This is a genomic window from Negativicutes bacterium (assembly GCA_021372785.1).
In the GTDB taxonomy this organism is placed as follows: Bacteria; Bacillota; JAAYKD01; order JAAYKD01; family JAAYKD01; genus JAJFTT01.
On record JAJFTT010000067.1, the window covers coordinates 49,813 to 76,096 of the forward strand.

The following is a 26,284-nucleotide window of genomic DNA, read 5'->3' on the forward strand; positions in this document are numbered from 1 at the left end:
TTTGGGGGCTGTTTTGTTGCAGCCCCTTTTTTCTGCTTTTTACCTTCCACTGCCTAGGCAATCAAATGAATACTGCTTTCACTGCTGTCGGCCAGCGGCTGCAAACTGCTGAGCGTATCGATCAGGAAGACCTTGCAGCGTCCGCCCGCAGGCAGCGCTTTGAATGAGATCTCTTTGTCCACTTCAGCCGTATGCGCAAGACCGATGTCGCTTTCCGTCTTGACTTCCGTCATGCGGCCGTTGGCATCATAGACTGCGACCACCAACATGAGATTCGCGTCTGCTCCGGAATGGTTGCCGAGTGTGACCCGAGTGGTCAGGGCGGTCGGATCAAGCTCCAGTGCCCGCGTATAAATCGTCTGCGGATAGAGAACCAGCGCAGCGGAGCTTGTCGGTAAGGATGCATAGGAGGTTTCGCTTGCCTTGATTCGGGCAGCAAAGATATGACTTTCGAAATTGCTGACCGCAAAGAAGACATTCGTATCCTGCCAGCTGCCCTCGTCGATCTGATATTCCGCGCCATCGATTGGGCTGACCGTTACCGTATGGTCAGCCGTTTGGCTGACCGCCAGATTGCCCGGTGCGCCCGGCCGCGCCGGCGCCTTGAGAGGAACGATCGCGCCGGTTGCTTCTTGTTTGATATAAAGAACCGATTCCGGTGCAAAGTTCGCTCCGCTGGCTACCGCAACTCCGTTGAAATCCGCTGCGGTATTGGCTTGATAACCTGCCTCTAAGCTGAGTGTTTCCGCTGCGTAATTGATCGTCACACCGTCAGGCACTAAAACGACTGTTTGGGTTACCGCCGCGCCGGCTACTGTGACCGGCAGGGTGACCGCTTGATAGCCATCCGCGCTGATTGTCAGGTTGTAGTCGCCATTACTGAGTAATTGTGCGGTTTGGTTACCGGTCACAACCCACTCCGTTGCTCCCAGCATGACTTTCAGGTGATTGCTGTCTTCCGTTTTTTCTAACCCCGTATTGAGCTGATTTTGCAGCTTGATGGTCAGCAGGAAGTTAGCCGTCGTATCATTCGCCAGACTGACTGCCTTTACGGCATCCTGCGTCACCGCAAGCTCAAATGTTTGACTGAGATAACCCACTTTGCTGATGGTGCAGTCATAGGTTGCCAGCGGCAGCTGCAGCGTCAGTTGACCTGCGGCGTTGGTATCACCCGAGGTCACCAGCACTGCCGCTTTGGTTTTGATTTCCACTTTGGCATTGGCTACGGCATTCGCAGCACTGCTGACGGTATAGGTAATGTTAGCAGATTTCTGTAAGAGAACTATGATGCTGCGGTCATCCGCCTGAATATTTTTCGAATCATTCACGCTGAGATAACCGGTCTTGCTGACTGTATACCTATAATTTCCTGCCGCAAGCTCGGTGGAAACGGTTCCGTTGAGATCGGTTGTCAAATCTACTCCGTTAATGCTCACGGTAGCTCCTGCGATCGGCGTGGAAGCTTCCATTACAGTGAACACAGCCGTAATGACATCGCCCAGGATTACATCATACGTCTCCGTTGCGAGCAAACCTACTTCATTCTCCGCGCTGATGCGCAGATTATTGGTGCCGCCGGTCAGCGGTGTCGCCAGATTCACTTCGTAGAGTTTCTCCGTGCGGTTCCAGGCAGCGTTCATACCGCTGCCATTGACATCCACTTGAATGCTTTCCTCAACGACTGCGCTTTCCCCATCGAAAACTTCAAAGCGAATTTGGCTGACTGGGTTGCTCAGTTCCACACCGGCATAGGGGGATAATAGGGTGATCTCGGGAGCGGTGGTATCATAATAATCGATATTGACGCTTACCGCTGTACTGGCCTCGCTCAGCACGCCGTTGGCGGCCGCCGCTTTGGCATACAGGGTCAGGCGGCCGCCGGTTGCTGTTAAGAATTCTTCCGTCATTTCCAGGACCAGATCCATGCTATAGCCGCCCCCGGCATCCGCCGTAAGCACAGCATAAACCTGATCGGCCGCATCCGCCAGCTCACTGCCCGGCTCTGTTGTGTAAATATAGATTCTTTCTCCCGGCATTGCCGAACCGCTGACCGTAACGGTGTTGGCGGCCGCAGCATTGACTTCGGCCGCAAAGCCGGGCGCATTCGGCACAGCGGTATCCAGTTTCAAAGCAAGCGGAATGACTAAAGTATAGCTTCCATCCCCGTTTGCAGTCCAGCCAGTGTGTGTTGCATAACCGGTATTAAACGCTTCCGCCGTCAAATGAATGCTTAGGCTGCCGGTGTAAATGCCGTCGGCACGATCCGGGTTCGGTTTGATCACCAATGCGAGCTGTTTGCCCGTCCCGGCCGGAATGGCAAACGGCTGATTCTGCACTTCATTCTTCGCATTCCGGATGGTCATCTCGCTGCCGGCGATTTTTATCGTCGCGTCGCTCTGCAGGCTTAAATCGCTGACCGTGAAGGTGATTCCCGTCAGATCATGCAGTAACCCGGTTTCATACAGGTTGATCGGAATGGTTGCCTGCCATTCTCCGCTTGAATTTTGTGCTGCCTGAACGTTGGTATACTGCGTATAGATACCGGCAACTGTGCCGTAATTCGGATGTTCCACCACCTGCAGCGCAAAGCCCTGTTCGCTTGCCGCACCGTTGCTCACCGTCACCGTATAAGTTCCGGCTGCCGGATCGCTGATTAAAACGAAATCCGCTGGATTGATCAGATCGGCAAAAGCACTCACAGGCTGCCCTTGGCTGTCGCTGACGCTCAGGCTGACCCCGCTGCCGCTGATAGCGGCGCAGAAGATACGCAGGATCGTGCCGGCTGATTTACTGATCGTGACTGTTTGACTGTCCACGACCTCAGCAACCTCCACCACTTGACCGTTCATAACCGCCTCAATTTTGCCAGCCAGGTATCCACCCAACGGCTGAGAGGTCTTAACGGCAGCTGCCGTCTCACTCTTCATCTGGGCTAAAGTTGCCGCCCTGTGGGCATTGAAGGCCGCCGTGTAAGGTCCATAAGTCGGGGAAATGGTCATGGTTTCGGCTTCGGAAGCTTCAAAGGTAAAGACCGCAATGTAGCCGCCGGCATCTCTTAAAGCATTGTGCGGCACTGCAACCAAACCGCTGAATTGACCGGTCTGACCCGGCAGCAGCGTTTGGCTGGCCAAAGCAACGGAATTTACCAGACCATAACTATCGTAAATTTCCACAGTAGGAGCGATGGTTACCGAACCGGTATGCTCGTTGCGAATGGAAATTGCGACAGTGGCTTGACCTTCGGTGTAACCCTCCTGCAGCGCCACATCCGTGGCTTGCTGCGACAGGACAGTCAGCGGTAATTCCGGATCGACTTGACGCCATTTCTCCAGCGTATTGAAGACATCCAGTAAATTGGAGGCAATGGACGTTTCTTTGTTGACCATCAGGTTTGAGTTAACAGCCAATTCGCCGATTTGTTTCGCGAGTTTGGTTAGGATGGTCGCATCGAGCGCATCCAGCGCTGTGACGTAGGAAGAAGTATTGATCATCTGAGCAGCCGTGGCTGCGATGGCGGAAAGGGAACCGGAGGCACCCGAAATGCTGCCCATAAAGGCAAAGGCCGTGCCGGCCAAGGTTAACCGCGTCTCAATGTCTTTCATCATGTTTACGATGTGACGCTGATAAATGGCATCGAATCCTTCTGCAATGGAAGCGTCGACTTCCTGCTGCAATTGATATATTTCAAAGAGCGTGATCTGATCCGGCGCCAGATCCATGCCGTCGGCAGTATAAACCCAGAGATTGCGGTAGCGCCCGACCCGCGTAATCGGGATTGGGCTGCCGTTGGGGTTCGCATACATCGACTTTAACTGCGTATTCAGGGATTTCAGGTAATCCAGGACCTGACCGGAAGGATAGTAAGCGGTAGCGGTCAGGTCATTGTCGAGATAGCCTTGCACCATCTCCCCAATCAGCTCAATATCAGTCCGTGCCTGTTCCAGCATGTTAAAGACATTGCTCTTGCGGGTCGCCGCTGCCACCGCAGCATTCATCGCCGCTTGGCTGTTGCTCGTTTGACTGGTCGCCAATTGGTTGATTGCTTTCTCATAAGCATCCAAATCGATGACAGGCGTGCTGCTCAGCTTAATCGCCTGGGTTAAGGTATAGATGGCATACTCTGCCGTTTTGGAGCCGCCGGCCGGAGCATATCTGTTAAATTCATCATAGAAGTAGGCGTATTTTTCCTTGGCAACCTCAATGGAATTGGGGAAGATGCATTCGAAGATCAAATCTGCTACTTCGGCATTACTTAATTCTGTTTCAGCAGTTTTGATCTCGACGGCCAGATTGCCCAGGCTTTTGACCAGCGTCGGTGTGGTCCTGGAAATATTCTGCAGCGCCGCCATATCCACAATCGTCAGTTTACTGGTCAGCCAGCTCTTGGCAAAATCCAACACCGTACTGGAGCTGCGGAAGTTTTTGACCTGATCCATCACCGACTGGTTCGGCTGATAACCGACATTGTTCAGCATGTTGTTGGTTGCATCCAGCACCTGCTGCGCTTCTTTTGTAACTTTGGTCATGTTTTCTGCTGAAGCTTTCATTCCCTCGGCTGCATCTTCGAACGCATTGACCGCAACAATCGCCTGCATCTGCGCCGCAATGATTTTTAGGGTTTCCTGCACGGCAAATTCAACTTCGTTGACATACGCATTGGCGGACGAGAGATAGTAGCGATCCACTTCTCCGCCGATCCAGCCGTTGGTGGAGCCGCTGGCGATTGATTCAAAGACCGCCATGTTCTTCGTCTTGATTTCGCTGGCAGCCAGAATTAAGCTTTGAGCTGCTTCCAGAGCCGCTTTGCCCTGCGTCGTTAAAGCGATCCGCTCGCTCTTGCTCCTGGTATTGACTGCATCCGAAATAAGTTTGGCCGCTTTGCCCAAGGTATCCAGCGCCTGATTGGCTGTTACTTCATAATCCGCCATCGCTTCCACGCCGGCTTTGCCTTTCCTGGCATCGGCAAAGGTATTCCAGACATCTTTTGCGGTATTGACATAATCGTCATGCGTGTTGCCGATCCAATTGTTGAACCAGCTGACTCCCGACGTATAAAGATTTAATAGTTTTGTGCCATAGCCCTGGTAGGCTTGCTGCGTGGCGGCGAAAAGCTTATATTCATCCGGTGTTAAAACTTTGCCCTTGAGCACTTCTTTCAGCTCATCGTCTGCCGAAGTGAAGGCGCCTTTCAATTTCGCCGGCAGTTCTTCGATTGACTTGATCCAACCGATTAAGTTGGCGACGCCGCTGGTCATTTCGTAAACCTTGGTGATGCCCACAGCGCCGGTCAGGATTTTGGCATAATCATACTGATCCAGGATCGAACGAGCCAGTTCGGATACCGTTTTATCGACCACTTTTTCCAAATTGACTTGCAAGCTGTCCAATTCATCTTGAATGGATAAGAAGTTTTCATGTGCTCTGAGGGTGTTCATGGCTTCCATTTTCATCGGAGCTACAATCAGATTTCCCGCAATCTCGCTCCTGACCGGCATCGCCGGCAATTCGGCCAGTTTGCCTAAGGACAGCTTGGTTCCTCTCTGAGCGGCAGTGACTTCGATTCTCCGCAGGTTGAAGCAGACTTTTTCGGTTTCTCCCGGCCGGATCGTCCCCAGCTGGACTTTGCCATCGACCAGGTTAGTCCCTTTGGTTGAACTGCCGCTGATCACCACAAATTTGTATTCGGTTTCCGGCATGATCGGTGCGCTGACATAAACACCTTCGGCTGCACCTTCACCCAAATTGGTCACATAGGCCGTCAGCGTAAACAGAGTCGGATCGTTTTGATACGCTTCCAGATCATAGCTGATGTAAACCTTTGGTTTCGCTTTGACTTCAAATTCACGCACGCTGCTCATCACACTTTGTTGCTTGCCGTCCTGCGTATATTCATAGAGGAAGCGGGCGTAAATCTTACCCGAAGATTTATTCTGCAGCAATTTGGCAATGGAAGGATCAAATTCTGCAATGGCAGAGTAGATGTCCTGCAACTCATCCAGCTTCAATTGATAATTCAGTTTTAAGGTCTCGCCCCGGTTCAATTCACTCAAAGTGATGCCATAACCCTCCACCACCGGTGCGCTTCCGCTCGTGACAGAGGCTGTCAGATTGACCGCGGGATACACCGGAGAGCCGCCTTTGATTAAATTGCCCTCGGCATCGTAACTGTGATCGGTGAGCAGCAGGCGGATACTCAAGTCGGTCATCGGCGAGGTTGAGGAAGTGTTGGTTAAATTCAGTTTCAATCCCACGACCTGTTCCGCAAAACCGGCTCCCGAGGTGAAACCAAAGTCCAGATCCGCATTCTTCGTCGCTTCCTCCGGCACTTCCGGCAACCCATAGCCCATTTCTTTCAGGAAATTCTGACTGTAATTTCCTTTCGCTGTCTGACCGTTGGCGGAAGGGAAGGCGGCTTCCAACTGAATCTCCTGTTTCAAGCCGGGATTCTCATCATAGGCATCCAAAACCGCGCCTTGGGAACTGCTGTCCCCTTGATTGGCGTTCTGTTTGCCGGAACCCCAGATTTCATAATCGGGAGCAAGGTAACGAATGCGCACCGGAATCAGGGTTTCAACGGAAACCCCGCTATCGCTTCTGCTGCCGCTGGCTTTAATGACGGCATCAAAGAGATGAACCTGATTGCCGAAATAAAGCGGAATCCGGTCCGTCGGTGTGCGGTAGGTTTGATCTGCATTGGCTCTGACTTTGACGCTGAAACTGCTGCTGCCTTCCGTATAGCTGCCGGCAATCAGCTGCAGCGAGCCTTCTCCCAGCGGATCATTGGCCTTAACATACGCATCCACCATGGCTTGGTTGACTTTCGCTGCATCAAAGCTGAGCTTGAATTCGCCTGCACTGCCGGTCTGTTCTACATCGGCAAGTATGAAGAGTCGGTCAATATCCAAACTCCAAATCAGATCGATCACCTGACCGGCCACCAAATCTCCGATATAGCGAACCGGTGTATAACCGCTTTCCCCCTTCAGCAGGAAAGCATTGAGCGGCAGGTTTTTACTGGTGGATACCACTTCCAGAGTGACATCTTTCAGCTTAGTATCGCTCGCTGACAGATCAGTTAATGTGATCGGTGCAGCCGGATTGCGGATGGAGAGCCGATTGAGAATCTTACCGGAGAGATACCAGAATTGCTGTTCGTCCGCGGGGAGATTGGGCTGCAGCTGAGGTTCTGTGCTGGCAACCAACTGCTCCGCTTTGTAAACGACGCTCTCATAGCCAACACTCCTGGTTGAACTGCTGCGTATACTGTCCTCCAGAGCGGCTTCAAAGCCAAAGACTATCGGCTGTTTTGATAAGGTTATGATTTGCGGCAGCCGATCGTTCAGCGCCGGGAGATCAACCGCTGCCGAGAGGGTCGAATGCAAATCCGCCGACGCGGTTAACTGATAAGCGCCTGCCGGGATGTTGCTGAAAGTAATGCGCCCATTCGGATCGGTTTTACCGCTGAAATTGACCGGATCTTTTTGCTGCACTACACCGCTGAGCTCTACCGTTGCATCTTGCAGCGGCGTATTGCTATCGTTGCGCACTTCATAGGTTAAGCTGGCCACTTGTTCACTGCCAACGGATACCACGATGGGAATCTTTCGAACACCGGCATTCGATGTTAGGGTGATGCTGCCTTCATAGAGACCGGTTTGTGTAAAGTTAGAAGGAGAAACAGCTACGACGATGGAAGCGCGGCCTTCCGCGTCACGGATCGTGTAACCTTTGTTGACCGGTTTGATCAGATAGCCGTCCACCGGTGCAGCGGAGAAGCGCACAAAAGGCAGATCGCAGTCGACCGTCAGTCCGGTTAGATTGGCGGTGCCGCTGTTCGTGACCTGAATCACAGAAGTTTTCATTTCTCCCTGCCGCAGCGACATCGTCAGCGCTTCTTTGCGCAGGCCGTCACCGTCCGACTCCGCTTCACCAATGATGTTGATGGAGTACTTGGCCTCCGCGGCCACAACCGTCACCGTCAGAACATGGCTGGCATTCCCTGCTGTTAAGGTGATATTATAATCACCTGCCGGCAGCGTTCCGGCAGCGCTCAGCTTCAACTGAATTTCCCGACTGCTTTCTGCGGCGATGGTTGTGTCGTTTAAAGTGAGAAGCGGTTCGATGGTGAAACCTGCGGGCAATCCGCTGACAACAAGACTGATATTGTCTGCCGCTGTCACACCAAGGTTCGTGACAAACCCGGCCAGCAGCTGATCATACCCTTGCACAACGGTTACTTTGCTGTTCAGGGCAAGATAGAGTCCATCGATAAAGAATACAATCGCAGCGGTTTGCTTTTTCACGCCGGCGATGCTGGCAGAAGCCCTCATCGTATAGGCTCCGCCGCAGTCTGTTGGGAGGTTTACTGCAATCGAGTAAGCTCCATTCGCGTCGGTTCTGCCGCCGAATTGCCAGGTTTCTTCGCCGATCACACTGATCGTTACGGCTATATCCTGAATAGCGGCGCCATTCGCATCTGTCACTGTACCTGCGGCTGTGATACTCTGACCGATTGTATAACTCCGTTCGGTTGTATTGCTCAAGCTGATTTGGAACGCGTTGGTGTAGACAATATCGGTTTCAGTTGTGGCAGTCAGCAGATCTTTTGCGGCATTAAAACGTAAGCGGTAACTGCCAGCCGCTGCAGGTGAGAGAACCACTCCCTGATAGGTTCCGGATAGCGGATCATAAACCAGATTGACCGGCTCTCCGGCTGCGGTCAATACCGGCACACTGTCTTCACTGACATGGTAAAGTTGTACGCTTGCGGCAGCATCACCGAGAGGCGACCAGGAGGCGGCGGAAGAGGCAACGCCTAAACTGACGTTAGCGGCTTCTCCCAGGGAATACGCAGTCGCCTCACTTTTCGCTGTCAGCAGCAAGCCATGCCCGACGCTCAGAACGGCACTCTTATAGGTTTGGCTGCGATCGGTCAGATTGATCTTGGCTTCACTATCGGTATAGGCCCGCAGCAGATAACTCCCGGTCGGCAATTGGTCTGCTTTCCAGGTAAAGGACAGTTCAACCTGACTGCCGATGCCAACTTGACTGCTAATTTCCGGGGTACCCGTTGATACCGTACCAACTTTACGATTGTTGACATAAAGGGCGGTGGTAAACGGCGTCGTAATTGCCCGATCACCGCTGTTTTTTACTTTGACAACCGTCGTTACCGTATCACCGAACTTGATTGCTGTGCTGTTGCTCACAAGTGAAACGATTTGCAGCTGCGCCGCTGTCACAGTTAAAGGAGAACTGAAATAATAGCTGCCCGTGTTATTGGCTTCGTTGCTTTCCAGAACTTTATTTTCCGGGTCGACAATGACTAAAATTTCTTCGGCAGCGATGTCAGGGTTCTTCCAAATGTAACTGATTGTTGTGGAAGCTCCCGCAGCAAGTGCCTCTGTTTTGCCAAACTCAGCCGCACCAATAAAGCGGTCATTGATGTAGAAATAGGCTTTGCTGGCGGTCTTATTCGCGGCACTGCCCTGATTGAGAATATTGGCAAAGAGCACGACATTCGTCCCCTGCGGCACGATACTGCCGCTGAGGCTGGTGCGCACATTCTGCACGGTCAAATCGGCATAAGTGACAGTTAAGTTTTTGATCGTCTGTGTTTGACTGTTATTGTCTTCCACCATTTCTACCACAGTGGATAACGGTCCGTCAGCCAGCAGACGCAGCTGATAATCTCCGCGCGTTTCCGGCAGCCACGTGAAACTGATATTTTCTTCTCCGCTTACCGCCAATTCGGCAATCAATGTGGAATCAATCAGCGTATCGTTGGCGTAAGCGACGATCTTAAATGCTCCTGCCGCTGCGCTGCCGAGGTTCTTTACCTTAGCCTGCACGGTAATTCCGGCATGCCACTGCACCGTGTCCCCGCTGATTGCACTGACTTGTAGGTTTTCTACAGCCAAATCAGCAAAATCAGTCTGCGTTCCGTTGATTACCTGATCGAGCCGGTTGTTGTCAAAATCCGCCTCTTCAATGTATTTGCCGATGTCATTGGCAATGACAGAAACCTTATGAGCCAAGCCGCCGGCCGGCATGGTCAGAGCAAAACTGACTTCCCTGGTGTTGTTGACTGCAATCGAATCTTCGACGCGCACATAGCCCCGGTAGACATCATCAAGGTAGAAGCCCACCAGGAAAGGTGCCGCTGTGGCAGTTAAGCCGCCGGCAGTTCCTTCAGAGGTGCCGTTCTGCAGTGTGGCTGTCACGGTAAAGACGCTGTTCTCGGCCGGTGTTGATTCAGAGAATTCGATGGTTTGCACAAATAAATCCGGCCGGTTTTCCAAGACCGTGATTTGCATGACGGAGAATTTATTTTGCTCGGTCACTGTCTCAGGATCGGGTTCACCGCCCAATACGCTGCCAACTAAGGTCGGCGGCCAGGTGGTGGACAGGTTATTGTCCATCACGTAGAGTCTTACTTTGTAAGAACCGGATTTCAGGTAGGTATGCGTCGGAGTCAAACCATAACCGCTTTCACCGTCACCAAAATCCCAGACGAAAGAAGTGATGTAGCCATCCCGGTCATAAGACCGGCTGGCATCAAAGCGGACCGGCTGCAAAACAACCGCATTGGCGATATCGGCGCCGGCATTGCCGTACGGCAGGCTGTTGACGATCGCTTCCGATGTGACAAAACGTCCGGTGGCCTCGCCTCCGCTCAGCAGTTCTGCTTTGATCTGATAAACGCCGCCTTTGGCCGGTACCCAACTGCTGCAGGAGACATATTGGGTGATATAAGGCTGCAGATTGACAAAAGCAACTTCCGCATTGAAGATGGTCTGGTTTTCACCCAAGGGGATAGTCGTATCGATCACACTGAAGCGGATGCTGCCGTTTTCTACGTTCTTGGAACGGTTATCCAGCAGAACGCGCAGGGTGAGATCGTTCTCTCCCTGATCAGGATAAATCCCGGTATCGTAATAAACCGCATCTTTGATATAGCTGCCGGTGCCTTCCACGCCAATTGGGATGCCGCCTTCTTCTCCCGGCGCCGCCAGGGTGTAGACAAAACGGGAGTAACCCAGATCGCCGAGGATGACGCCGCTGCCAAATTCAACGGTATACCAAGAATCGAGGAAGACCCGGCTGCCGCTGGCATCATAACTGACCGGGATTTGATCGACGATGTAAATATTGCCAAAGTCCTTCCAGTAGTTGGAGAAAGAGAGGCTGCTTGGATTGCTGCCGTTGGCGCTGAGGCTGCGTTTGACCGCAGAAATATTACCGCAGCCTTCCGGAGCAGGCAGCATGATGATCTGATAACGCACCGAATTATAATCGAGCGCTGCCGTTGGCTTGGCGGATTTCAGCTGCAGATAGTTACCGCCGGTCTCATAGCTCACGCTGGTTTCGACCGAATCAGGCACAAAGATGGGAATCCTCAAACCGCTAACCAAATTCATCAGGAAATCCGGGAAGCCGGTATTGCCTTCATTGACAACCGCCAAAGCGCCATCCGCATTGAGATCTGCCAGGACATCTTCTTTGCCGATAATGCTGGTGGTCACACCGACAATCAAGGGGTTCAATTGCACGCCCTTATAGTCTTTGTGGGTCAGGGTGGCTTTAAAATCACGGAATTCGCCTTCGTAAGGATTTTCTTCGGCTTCTACCGGCAAATTCCAGCGCACCAGCCAATAACCGGATACTTCGGTCGGTGTCCAGCTGCCGGTGACTTGGTTCGTGATTGGATCTGTTGTTTCACTGTAAACAGCCGGTCCGATGTTACCGAATTCCAGTCTGAAGTTGCTGCCGGTCGTGCTGCCAAAGGAACTGCCCAGAATTTCAAAGTCCGTCAGCAAACCGCTTTGATTGGAGCTGATCTCCAGTTTACCGGAGTCGATGATCAGATTCTTCGCTTCACCATAGCCGCTGTTCGATACCTTGACCGCCAGTTTAAACGGCGTATTGGAAAGCACCGTATGCGGCACATAGTAATTGAGTGTCAGTTTCGGCTGCGGCACAATGGTGATTTCCACACCTTCCGTCTGCGTTTGCACCAGACGGCCGTTAACATAGTAGGAAATCAGTGCCTTGGCGTAATAGAGCTTGCCGGTTACCGATGTACCGCCTAAATCACTGCCGGGGATGATCTGCCAGGTTGCCGTCATATTCTTACCGGCAGCCAAACTGTCATTGCCATCCAAATCCGTCAGGCCATTGATACCGGTAGCAATCACAAAGTTCTTGTTCGTTACATCTTTCCCATCCGCATCCGTTACCGTAACATCGACACGCAGATTTTGCAAAGCATATTCCGGGTAACCATTGGTGATTTTTAAAGTGGCATCAAACGCCTGCCGTTCCAGGGTGGCTTTCTGACTTAAAGTCAGCTGCACGATTTCGTAAGCGGAATCGGCCCCCGGTTTGAGCAAATCGTCACGGTTGCCGCCGGCAGGAGCGATATAGCGCAGTTCTTCCATCTGCCCTTCCGGCAATTTCACTTCTTCTTCCACAACTTTGGCATTTTCTTCCGGCAGACGCACCTGCAGTGTAACAGACGTTTCACTCGGATTATAGAGCGGCAGGACACCTGTAATCACCGGTGCCGGATCGATCGGCAGTCCGGTATCCGAATCGAAAGAAACATAAGTACCTTCAAATTTGATGTAATTCAGCGGATTGCCGGCTGCGTTCTTGCTGAACAGCAGCTGATACACACCGGGCTGCACCTGCAGGCGAATCTTCGCGCTGCTGTGAGCGCCGATTTCTCCGATATAACCGCCGCCAAGGATGCTGATACCGGTTTCCGATTGATTGGCCCGCACGACCGAGGCCACCACATCTGTAATGGCGATCAAACCGGTATTGACCACATTCGCTTCGACGACAATCGGTTCATTGACCTCTTTGGGAATATTCAGCCAGGGAGGATTGAAACCAAAGGCAGGCACCGGAATATGGGCGCCGAAGGTCAATTCCAATTTGATTTCATATTCGTCCACAATGGTGGTGGGGACAACGGTCCACTCAATGCTGATCGGTTCGTTTTGCAGCTGGATATCCATAAATGGCGCACCGGCTGAGGGCATGACGCTGCATTCGCTGACAAATTTCTTGCGTCCGGCAGCCAGGACCACCAAATCGTAATCACCCAACGGCTTTTCATAGAACTGCGCTACCCCGTTCGCATCCGTTCTGGTGCTGAAGTTGGGATAATACTGCGTTTCCACCCCGCCGGCCATGCTGGTATAGGGTTCTTTGGAGATGATGGTAATATCCGCATTGCCGACCTTGGTGCCGACATCATCGACGACGCGGAAGGAAATGCCGCCTGTTTTGGCTGAACTGATTTCGGCGCTCAAAGCGACATTGGCATAGAACTTACCGGTCGCATCACTGACCACCAGTTTATCCTGGTATTGCCCGAGAGCGACTCCGGCTCCCGGTGCAAATTCGACCGTAAAGGTGGTGCTTTCATTGGGTGCCAGACGCGTGTTGCCGATACTGCCTGCCGTCACCCAGGGAATACTGCCGGGCAGCGTGATTTTTAGGCCGTCCAGGTAGCCTTTGCCCTTATTGGTCACGGTGACGATGCGGTTGACACTGTCTGCCGGATTGACACCAACCGAGATGCTCTTGACATCGGTCACCGGAATCGGTGTTGCCGGCCGCAGATTGATGGTGACTCTCGTCCTGCAGGTTGCCCCCTGGGCTGAACTGAAGACAATTTCATAGGTGGCCGTGTCATCACAGTTCAATCCGGCGCTGACATTTAAGATCACACCGGTTTCTGCACCGGGCGCCAGGCTGCGGGCCATAGCGGATGTATCAATGGTCGCCGAAACCCCGTTATTCACAGCAGTTGCCACTAAAATTGCGCTCACTGAAGTGAGCGGGTCACCTTCTGCGTAATGCGGTGCCGCGTGACGGAATTTTATCTCTTTGGAGAACTGGGAGTTTTTCGTCGCAACCAGTGTCAGGCTGGCCGGAGAGGCAGCCATGCCCCATACCTTCACTTCTTTGGGAGGAGCGCCGCCGCCTAAGGCATTCTGATAGGCAAACGCCAAGATCGTCCAGTCACCTGCTTCGCCGGTAAAGGGGGTAAATTGATACTCGTAATTACCATTCAGATCGGTCATGGCAAAGACAATTTCTTCCGCCTGCCAGATCATCAAGATTTCATTGCCCTTGGCGTCATAACCCCGCAGCGGATCGGTCAGCCGCGGCTGCAGCTGGAAGTCCAAGACAACCCGTTCGTTGGCGACCGGCTGCCCGCCGACTGTCATGCGACCGCTGACCCGAATCGTTTCACCCAACAAATAAGTGTCCTTATTGGTTTCCAACGTGACTGTCGTTTCCTTGACAATCATGATGTTGCAGATGCTGCTTAAGATCTCTGTGCCGCAGCTGCCCAAAAATTCCAGCGTATAGGTTCCGGTCGTCAGCGCAGCAGTGATCGGCAGTTGATATTCGAATTGACGGTTGCTGGAATTGAACGCCATCTGTCCTTCAAAGCCGGTCACTGGCACGCTGCCTTTCTTTAAGGTATAACTGACCGATGCATCCTCATCCGGTCCTAAATTTTGGCTGCTGATGTCGGCATGGCGCAGGCTGGCCGAGAGCGGGATAAAACCATCCCCGCTGGTATAGAGCACCGCCATAAAATCTTCGTCCTGCGCTTCTTTGTTCGGATTGGTTTTTAAGACAAGTGCTTCGCTGACCTGCAGGCTGGTTGTCCAGCTGCGGCGAATCCCTTCGGGCGCAGCGCTCATGGTCAACTCACCAAAGCTGTCCGCCAGGATTTGGATTGTGTGCAGTCCCGCAGTTTCCGGTGTCCAGTTGATCACAACCGGAACCGTGCTGTAGCCGCGGATGCCATCGATGGTGGAACCGGCCGCCGCTTTGCCATCCACATACAAACCGATATTGAACCGTTTGAATGCGGTCGCCACACTTTGATTGTTGATACTGACTAAGAAACTGACCATCTTATTGGTTTCTACCGCCAGGGGAGCATAGGATACATTACTGATGTGCAGATTAGGATAAAGGATAGAAAGTTTGGGAATGGTAATACTCTTTTCCACCGTGGTATCCGGATCAATGACTGCCTTCTTGGCATCGACGATCAGCTTAAAGCTATGCTCGCCGCCGGAAGCCGACCATTTCGTCAGCACATCCTTCACTTCGCCGGCCTTTAAACCATAAACTGTGATCGTTTTAAAGACTCGGCCATCCATCGCCACATGCACCAGGAAATTCTTCGTGATATTGATCGTGCTGCTGTTGATCAGCTTCGTTTCAAACGTGATGGAAGTTCCTTCGGTCAGGGTCGTTTCGGTCGGTTTCCAGGTGATATCACCGACCGTGATTTCAGGATAAATGACGCTGAAATTCTCAGTGATGAGACTGGCGTTGTTGTTGGTCGTATTTTCTTCGATCAGGACCGGATTGAGGTCATCTACTTTGATTTCGACTTTATGAATGCCAACCACCGGAGCGACATAGTAATTTAAGGTCATCTCCGCGCCGGCTGCTAAAGTGGGTACCATCTGACGGCCGCGGTATTCATCATCGATGTAGAGTGAGACTCCAAAATTAGCCGCACTCGCGCTGCCGTGATTTTTGATCACGGTGCGGTAGGCAAACGCCTGCTGCGTATCAAAAACCGTTCCATCCGGCAGCCAGACAATGCTCTCCACTCCGACATCGGCAAAAGAGATCTGCTGATTGCTCAGCACTGCGCTGCGGTTATTATTGCCCTTATCTGTTTCTTTCAAGCTATCGAGGATATCATTGGCAACCACTTTTACCACATGCACACCGGCCGCTGCCACAAAGTTGAAACTGACTTCCCGAGTTTCCCCTCTGACAAGACTGATATTGCTCAGGTTCACATCGCATTTGCTATAACCCATATACTGATTGTCAAGATAGAAGCCGGTCAGGAAACCGAGAGTTGCGTTGCCGAAGCCTTTGTTGCCGATAACCGCCGTAATGGTGACCACGTCGCCTTCTTTGGTTTCGCTTGGGGTCCAGCGGATCGAATCCACATAAAGGTCGGGACGCTTATCTCCTACGATAATCGTCTGCACAGCCGCCGTTTCCGCTCCGTTGTTGTCCTTGACGGTTAAGCGGATCGTATATTTACCCGGTAAGGTGTATTGGCTGGTCGCTGTCGCTCCTTCGGCTTTCTTGCCGTTGCCAAAGTCCCAGGCATAGGAAACAATGCGGCCGCGTGCATCGCTCGAAGCATTTGCATTGAAGCTTAAGAGGAAACCGGATTCGTAAGGTTCTGCCGGCAGCGTAATCACCGCCGTGGGCGGCTGATTGGTTGCGATGCCGGACCGTGTAAACTGATTGTTCTCTGCGTTGAGATCGTCGCTGCCGGGATTGGTCGTGACCGTCGCTTTGACGGTCACGGACGCCGTCAGCGTTGTCGGGGCAAGCCAAACCAGGCTGGCTTCGCCGCTGGCAGTGGCAGCATAGTCGACATTGACACTTCCCACCAAGATATCGGCTGTGCCGTCAAAGTAATAGAACGTTACCACGCCGGTCGCTCTGGCGGTGCCGGAGTTGAGCATGGACGCTTTCAGGGTATTATTGCGTCCTAAAATGAGCACTGCCGGATCTGTATAGATGGCTTGAATGCCAAGATCACTCTTGGCCGTGGGTGTGCCGCTGACCCTGGAGGAAGGATTGCTGACATTGCCGGCGGAATCGACGGTCACGATGTGATAGTAACAGGTCGTACCATCCGTCAAACCGGTATCGGAGAAGGTTGGACTGAGCGTATCAGGCAATTTCTGATACCCGGCCGGTGCAGCGTAGGTAAATACTGCATTGGCATCCGTACTGCGATAGATTTCGTAACGCAGTACATCCGCGCCTGACGTCCAGGTCAGGTTCAGTGTCTGTCCGATGCCCGGATCGGTCAGCGTCACGCCGCCGGGAGCGGCTGGCGGCTGGGTATCTTTATAGTATTTCTTGACGATAGAAGCAGTTGACTCGCCCTTGTTATAGGCGACGGCTTTTAGCGCATAGAGTCCTTCTGCAAGAGCGTCGGTCGTCCAGCGGTAGGCGGCGCTATAGCAATCCGTAGCGAAGACATCATTTTCTGAGGTTTCCGCATTGCCATAAACAATCGCCGCGCCGCTTAAGACAGCGAATTCCGTATAGATCGCATCAGCAGGAATCTCTCCCGAAGACTGATCCCGGATGCGGTAGTATGAAAGCTTGACCTGCTCAATCGCCACTTCGTCCTGCATCAGGATTTTTAGATTGAGCGCGCTGTTGAAACGCTGATCCTGCAGCGGACTCATACTGAGAATGGAGGGAGACGAAGTTTCCTCCAGAGCACGCTGATTGCTGATCGTCGCAAAAGGACCAAGGTTGCCCAGATCGTTGATCATGGCAACCCGATAACTGTAGAGGCTGAGCGGGCTGACTCCGGTTTCGATATAGACGTTAGAAGTTGTTTCAGCCACCTCTGTAAAGCCTGACTCGCCTTCGATCTGGCGTTCCACCCGATAACCGGCTACATCACTGCCGCTCATCGGTTTCCAGCTGACCATCAGGCGCCATTCGCCCGCATCGACACGCAGCCCGTCGGGAGCAATCGGCGGATGATTGGCGACTTTCACCACTTCGGTTTTTTGGCTGGCATTGCCGATCATATCTTTGGCTGTCACCCGCAAAGTATAATAACCATCGGGATATCTGGCCTGCAGTCCTTCCGCTGTAATGATGCTGTCCTGCGTGTTCCAGACAAAACTGCCGGTTTTGACTGTGGGTGTGGTTGGCTGCAAGCTCAGTTCAGTCCAGGCGGCGGCAGGCACGATCTTTAAGCTGCCGGTATCCGTATCCTGCAGCATCGGGATGACTTCAAACAGATAGCTGCTGACCGCCACGTTATCGGTCGCGTCAGCCAGCACATTCGTCTCGGCTCTGACGATGGCCTGATTGTTCGGTGTCAGGCTTAAAATCAGCGGCGCGGTCTGATCGGTGCCGGGTGTGGCTGTCACGACATTGGAGGCGATACTCTCATTGCCCAAGCTGTCCACCGCTGTGATATAACAACTGACAGCGGTTCCGACTTTGTAGTTATGGAACAGCGTTGTGACTTTCGCGACAGGCGGCGCGGTATTCTGCTCCGGTGTGGTTTGATTCGCTAAAACATAGACATTATAATGGGAGAGATCGGTTGGCATCAATGGCAGGCTCCAGGTTAGCTGAATGGAAAGCTCACCTGAGGCAGCAACCGCCAGCGGCGCAGTCGGCGCGACATTATCCACTTTATAGGTAACCGTCTGCTCCGCCTTGTTGCCGGCAGCATCACTGACCACGGCTTTGATCACGAGATCCCCTTCGGTTTGATAACTGACGCTATTGAAACTGATCGATCCCGTTTCACTGCGGCCCAGACTGAGCTGACCGCTCGGAGTAATGGCAAAGAAATCAATTTGCTTGACCGCTACATTATCGCTGGCGATTACACTCATGTTGATTTGCCCGCCCAAGCGGCTATTGGCAGCGGGCGCAAAGCCGCTGATCAGCGGCACGCTGGTGTCGGCCAGCGCTGTGACCGGCGTCGTCATTCTCACTTCCGGACCTTCGTAACCAAAGACGTTGACTGCTTTGACCTGATAGGTATAAGCTGTTGCCAGCCCGACGGCCAAATCGGTGTAATTGGTTAGAGTCGTGGTGGAAAGCAAGACAAAGTCGGCTTCACCCACTTTGCGATAGATATTGTAGCGGGCGATCGGTTCCTCTATCACTCCCGGCGCCTCCCAGCGCAGGGCAATGCGCATCTGGCCCGCCACAGCAGTTAAGTTTTGGGGGGCCTGCGGCAATGAGGTGGAGATCGTTGTGGAGAGGGTGCGGGGATCCGATTGATTGTTGGCGCCGTCCCAGACGATCGCCCGCAGCGTGTAGTTACCCTCGGTCAGCAGAGACGTATCGAAACTGCAGCTGGCTGCCGCGCTTTTTTTACTGCCGCTGAGGCTGACAGACTCGATCATTAGATAGGCAGAATCATCCGCAGCGGCCGGTTTATAAGCAAAATCGACTTTAGCCAGCCGGACATCATCGCTGACCGTCGCCACCAGCGTCAGCAGATTGCCGTCCCGATTTGCAACAAAGACAGCGATCTCCGGTGCGTTCTGGTCCGGATCGGGTTTGGCAATCGCCTCAATGCTCTTTTCACCCACCGCATTGTAACGGTCAAAGGCGGCTACCTGATAGGAATAGACGATGTCTTTGGCAACCGCATAATCGGTATAGGTTCTGCCATAAATCTTATCAACCAGCAGCGCGTAATCACCATCCCCCGCTTTACGGTAAAGCTGATAACCATAGGCGGCGCTGACCGCATCCCAACTGAGGCTGATGCTCATAATCCCCACCTCGGCATTGACATTTCCCGGCGCAGCAAGCTTGGTTGCCAGCGCGGTAAAATTCACGTCCTTCTGCTGCTTGCTGGAGCTGCTCTGCATTTGAATGGTATGTTCTCCGCTGGTGGTGTTCTTGATGTAGCCCCAATCGTAGAGCAGATGGCCTTTTTCATTGGCGTAGGCGGTGAAAATTTCCAAGCCGTCAATGCTGAAAGCGACACTTTCATAGGGGCTTAAGCCCGTGGCAGTCAGACTGAGCACGGTGCCCGGTTTGACATCCTGCGTGGGTGTCAGGCTCAGCGTCAGATTGAAGGCGCCTGGCTGAGCCGAGACTGCTGTAGCCTCCGCGGGATTTGTGCTGTTATTCAGATCATCGTAAGCTGAGATCTTATAAGAATAGGTTTCACCGGCAGTCACCGCATAATCCAAATAGGCGATCGTGCCATTGTTTTGCGAATAGTAGCTGGGTGAAATGTAGCGGTAATAGCTGTAGTCGGTCTCGCCGGGCGCTTTCCGCAGCAGGTAATAATAATACAAATCCGCATCGGCTGCCTTCGCCCAACTGATCATGATACCGCCGGAAATCGCTGTGGCGGTCAGCGCAGTCAGCTGCGGCGGTGTGATATCAAATTGGTAAGTGATATCAACCGGATCAGACTGCAAACCGGAACTGTCGACGGCAATCAGGCGCAGCGTATAATTGCCTTGATAACTGAGGTTTTCCAGATAAAGATACTGAATGTTGGAATAAATGTAGCTGTCAATCTCCGCCGGATCGATAGACGTGAATTCAGTGCTGCCAAATGGCGCAATTGAGAGCAGGAAATGGCTCAGACCCACATTATCGGTCGCTTTGAGCTGCAAGTTCAAGTTCTTACTGATCCGGCTGTTGGCGGCCGGACTGATCGTGGCCAAAGGCAGGATCGGTTTTTCGGTATCGACAATCGGCGTCGCACGGACAGTAACCGCATCACTGATATTATTCACATCATCCCGGGCAGCCAGTTGGATGATATATTCTGTTGCCGGCAGCAGACCGACCAGATCATAACTGCGTGCGGAGGCGGAAATATAATAGGTGGTCAGATGATCCAAATCGGGACCGAATTTGAGCAGGAAATAGTTCAGATCGCTGGTCTCACCGTAATTCCAGCTCAGCTTCACCATTTTGGGACCTGCGGCGGCAGCCAAATCGGTTGGCGCTGCCGGTTTCGTGTTATCAATATAATACTGCTGCGTGCGGACTGCTGTTTTACCGGCCGCGTCGGTCGCGCTCTGGCGAATCGTATAAAGCCCATCACCGAAATTCGGCTGGTTCGTAATCGCCAGCGTATCGAGCATGATATCGCCGCGGAAAGTAAACAGACCGCTGTAATAGTTTTGACCTTGATAAGTTAAATTAACGGGCGGCAGCGCGGTATAATTCGTGCCATTTTTGCTGTACTCCAGCAGTACCGTCGCAGCCTGACGGTCATCGCTGACGGTCGGAGTGAATTTGGCCAAACCCTGCAATACATAAAAACCATTGCGGTAGCCGGTGTAAGGATTGCCCATATACTCGAGAACCGGAGCCGCCGTATCAGGCAGCAGGGCGGCAGTCAGGACGGCGGAGGCGGCGCTGAGATTGCCCAGTCGATCCTGAGCTTTGATGAGGTAGTGATAATTGACATCGACTGCCAACGGATGGCTGCCTTCATTCAGAGAATGAGTGACGGTGTTGACGGCAGCATCCAAGGTATCAGTCAGGACGTAACTGCCGGCATCCGCCGTGCTCAATTTGCGGTAAATCAGATAGGATGTGGTATCCACATCGGCGGATTGATCCCAGGCCAGAGTAATCTGACGTTTACCGGGAGTCGCCCGCAATTCTGGCACGGCCGGAGCGGTGGTATCCACCCGCAGTGTGGTTTGCGCCAGTTCGTTGACGGCAGCCGCTGCAATTTGGATGGCATGCAGACCATCCGCCGTTCCGAGCGGAAGGACGATGGCCGCCGAGTAGGCGCCGCTTGCCTCGGTTGTATGGTTTGCCGGCGTCAGATTGATTTCATCAAACAGCACGCTGACAGCAACGCCGGCTGTGAAGCCCTCGGCATGCAGAGTCAGCTGGTCGCCCGGCTTCCCTTCGGCTCTGCCCTCGCTGTTGGCGGCGGTCAGACGCTGTCCGGTCACCTCAACTGCCAGCGTACTGTAAGCAGCCCGTTGGCTGGCTTTCCCGATCACCGCGAAACTGTGATCACCGGAGGTAATACTGGCAGGGAAATTGTAAACCAGCGTCAGGGTTCCCGTCTCGCTGATCACGAAGGAAGAACTGCCTTCGGCTGTGGTCGTATTGGCCGTCACATCGCGCTGATCGAAATAAACCAGCACGCCTTCACCCGGCAGGAAACCGCTCAAATTCAAACCAGCTTTTGTTTCTGTTCCGGATTGGCTGGCGGCAAGCTGCGGTGCCAGATCGGTAATATCAATACTCTTTTCTATCACTGCAGCGCTCTTGGCCAGCACAAAGCGGATCCTATGATTACCGGCAGCGAGATAAGGCGGTATCGTATAGTCAAGCGCAGCCAAGCCGGCAGCGGCAACCATTCCGCTGCCGCTGATACAGGTCTGATCAAACAACAGATGCAGGATCTCGCCTTCCACTAAACCGCTGGCGGCAAGTGTGATACTGCTGCCCGGATCGGCTGTGGCAGGCGCATTGGCCATAAAGACATAGCTATTCAGGCTTATCGTCTTTTTCAGATAATGATTGCTGCGTGCACCGATCGCTACGACCTGATAATTTCCCGCAATCGCTGTGATATCGGGTGTATAGCTCAGTACTACTGCGCCGTTGTTATCGGCTGCATCACTCGCGACAGGTTTTGCATTAAACCAGAGCGCTACTGTTTCTCCCGGAGCAAAACCGCTGATGGAAAAATCGATGGCACTGCCGGCGGTCGGGCTGCTCGGCGTTACAGTCAGCACCGGTGTTGTCTGATGAACCGGAACCGTTGCTGCTGTCTGCCAGAGAGAATTCGTTTCACCCACGACGGTAAGGTTCAGGCTGTCGCTTGAGTAGCCGGCCGGCAGTGTGACCGAGAAGGAAGCCGTGCCGTCGGCAGCCGCTGTTACAGCGGGATTCAGCAGATAGAGCTGATGATTGAGATAAACCCAGACGGCTTCCCCTTCCGTCAATTGAGCAACCGTAAAATTAAAGGGAACATCGGGCTGCATCGTACCGGTATAGGCAATGCTCAATTCATTGTCCGGGCCATTGCCGCGCCACCCTTTGGTGACGCTGCCGGAAGCCGCAGCGGCGGTAAAGAAATAGGAAGAAGAGGTAATATCCAGGGCGCGAATGGTCAGGGCCGCAATGCCGGAGGCATCCGCAACCGCATTGCCTTGCGCCTCCCCGTTCATCGTAAAGGCTACGGTTTCATTGTTTCTGAAACCGGTGGCAATCAGCGTCAAATCTTCGCCTAAGGTAGGTTCTGCCGAAAGTGTCAGCGTCAGACTTGGCCGCAGCAAAACGACACTGCCGCCTGCTTTGCTGCCGTTGGTGTCCAGTAATTCAATGGCATGGCGTCCTTCCGCGGCGGTATCCGCGAAAGAATAATTGAAGCTGACGCTGCCTTCGTAGGAATTAACGTTCGATTTTTCAACTCCGTCCACCAGCAGTCTGACAGTGGAGTAGGGGGTGAAATCATTGCCCGACACGGTAAAGACATTGCCGGGCTGGACCGTGGCCGGTATGGTGATACCGGGAATCGCACTGCTGATTGGAACCGTCAGTTCCGCCGCCAGGCCGCTGGTCTGTCCCACCGCCAAAGCGGCAAAACTGCCGCCCGTGATCGAGCCGGGTAATTGCACCGAATAACTTGCTTGCCCGGTTTTACCGCTTTGCTGTGCAACCGCCGGCAAATCGGCCAGATAAAAACGCACCGTTTCATAGGGCAGGAATCCGGAGGCGTTAAAGTAGACACGTTGTCCCAGCGCGGGGGACGAATCATTGATGACCAGACTGACCTGCGGCGCTGTAATCGTCACCGTGGCATAGGCTGTCAAACCGCTGTCGATTTGCACGGCACGAATTGTGTAAATGCCGGGCAGCGTATCGGCTGGAATTTGCAAAGAGCCGCTGACCTCCGTTTGACTATAAGATTGATAAGTAAGGTAGTGACCATACTCCGTCCCCGCATCCTCCGGCTGCAGATAGAAGTAAACATTTTTATTCTCAGCATAGCCGGCAATTGCATAGTTCAGGCTGCCGCCAACCGCGGCGCTGCCGGTTGATAAAGTGAAGACAGGCGCACAGGAGCTGACCGTAAAGCGGAGCAGCGCAATTTTCTCCGAAGTACGGCCGATTGCTTTTACTGTATGCGTGCCGCTCATGTCATACGGAACCGCCAGCTGCGCTTCCTGTTCTGCATCGGTCTCATAGCTGCTGTAATCGGTATCAAATGCCTTTGCGGCTTGATCCAGATAAAAATCAATGGTTTCATTGGGTTGGAATCCGCTGAAATAAATCGTTGTGGTCCGGCCGATTACCGGCTGAGCGGCAATCCGCAGGCTGGGTGTGAAATCACCCACGGCGGCCGAGACCGGCTCACTGAAAACGCTCTCGTTATCAGCCTGATCCAATAGTTTGATTTTGTAATAGAAGGTCACACCGACATGGTCCGCATCATAATTGTCAAATCTGGTCTGATCACCGGCAACCGAAGTATAATAATCGAATGGCCCCTCCGCTGTGCTACTGCGGTAAATATAGATTGACTGCACATCCGTTGACACTGAAGCAGTCCAGGCTAAGCGGACCTTACCAGCCAGCGAAACGGCGGTCAGCGTAGCCGGCAATAGCGGCGGCGTAATATCATAGATGAAACTGCTGCTTTCGCTGTACTGGTTGCCATAGCTGTCTGTCGCTGTCAGCGTGACTGTGTAAGCACCGCTGGTTAAGCCCAGTTCCGCCATGCTGTCTTTGGTGAGATAATCATAGTCAGTCGTTCGGTGATCGGTAAAATCAAGATCGACAAAGGTTGTCACCGCATTGTTCTCGGCTGTCAGTGTACCTTCCAGAGCAGCCAGCGCAATATTATCCGTGGCATTATAACAAAAATCATTGGCGAGACTGACATAACTGCCCGCAGCCGAGAGATACAAATCGGGCACGATGTTGTCGGTAAGCGGAGAAACAGGCGAACTGCAGACAGCCTTGTCGCTTTCGGTTCCTCTGCTGTCGATCGTCGTCACGGCATAATAATAAGACAATGCCGTATCCGCTGCCGCATAGAAGTAATCAGCATAACTCTGCTCTGATAAATCGTAATAATTGTGATAATACGGTTCCTCAGCAGCAGAAAGTCCCGCTAAAGTAGTGGAACGATAAACATTGGCATACTGATAGGCTGCGGCAGTCCAATTCAGGGTAATCTTGCCCGGACCGGCAGTGACCTTAAAATCAGTCGGAACAGCAGTCGGCGCATTGTCGATGGTAAAGGAATAGGCATAGGCATCCGCAACAGAAGCGGCGCTTTTTAGCCCGGCAAAGTCGGTGAGAATCGCTTTCAAACGGACATCGGTATTTTTGACGTCGATCGTATTTGTGGTATCCCAGGCAAAATTGGGAATTGCTTCCGACAGCAAGGCTCGGGTGACTTCACCTAAGGCAGTATAGCTCACTCCACCGTCGATGGAAACGTAATATTCAACTTTTGCCACCCCGCTGGCAGCGTCAGTCGCACCGTTGATATTTACATAGACGGTTCTGTACAAAGTCGCCCCGCCGGAACCGATATTGGTATAGGAATAAGTATTATTGTCCGTGTTGTATTTAAAACGTCCGTAAGCCGCTGCTTCCAGGTTCGGCGGCGTCTCATCAATCTGATAGAGTTGGTTGATTACCGCACTGGTTTTGCCGTCAGCCGCCTGGCAGTAAGCAGATAATCTGACATACCCTTCGGTCAATTCAGGTAAAGTGACAGCGCTTGCACTGGACTGCCATCTGGCATCGGGAGAACGATCGTTGGTAGACCAGAGAAAAGAATCGCCGACATAGTACCAGATCGTATCGCCGTCTGAGGATGACAACTTCGGCGACAGCTTCGGCTGCCAGGTTCCGGAAGGAGCCGGAGAAAGCACAGGCTCCGCCACAATTCGGGTCAGGTACACAGAATACTCTGTTTCGGCAGCCTCGGCAGGGTAGTTCACCACAATCCGGGCAGTTCCCACTGGAAGATCGAAGCTTAAGTCCGTTGTACCTTCAGTTCGGCTGGCAATGACTTCTGTTTTCGTATCATTATATACCGTGACAGGATAGGAGGCATTGACAGACAAGACATACGTTCCCGCCACAGATGCCGCGATATGATAATTGCCGGCATAATTTTTAAAGCCATAGGCAGAAACATAGGTGTCCAATGGCAGTTGTTTGCTGGCTGTCACCAAATACCTTGCTTCGGTGACTGCGGAGTATTCCGATCCCGCAACCAGCTGCGCACGAATCAGCATGCTGGTGCTGACTTCAATGGGATTGCTGTATATATAACCCCAGGAACAGGGATCGGAATTTGGTCTGTTTTTATTGTAATAGATCGTGCCTGCCGTCTCGTGCGCGACGGAAACAAACGCCGGTTCTGCTAGTACGGTGACCGCCGTCGGATCCGCCGCAGGGGTGAAAGTAGGACCGGGGGTAACCAGTCTTAAGTAAACAGCGGCAGATTCACTGATCAGACCCGTTGCCGAATCCATAGCGACAGCGTAAACTTGAATTTCTTCATTCCAGGAATTGGGATTTATCATCTCCGAACTCAGAATAAGCGGATCGGTGTATTTGTTGCCCTGAAGATAAACAGCGTTTAAATTCGGAGCATACTCCGACATGTTGATGTAATAATAAATATCGAGCCCGCCTTCCGCTGAGGCGATTAATTGGGTTCCCGGTGCCTGACTGC

Annotated in this window: 1 protein-coding gene; it reads right to left on the reverse strand. The window is 52.8% G+C overall.

All coding sequences use genetic code 11. From position 1 onward, the window contains the following. Positions 1-53: 53 nt before the first annotated feature. Complete coding sequence (locus tag LLG09_08485) at positions 54-26,132, reverse strand: PKD domain-containing protein (protein ID MCE5197145.1); 26,079 nt, start codon at positions 26,130-26,132, stop codon at positions 54-56. Between the last annotated feature and the right edge of the window lie 152 nt (positions 26,133-26,284).

Coding starts and splice junctions, on each gene's coding strand:
- LLG09_08485 (MCE5197145.1), bottom strand. CDS start 26,132: ATGATAAATCCCAATTCCTGGAATGAAGAAATTCAAGTTTACGCTGTC.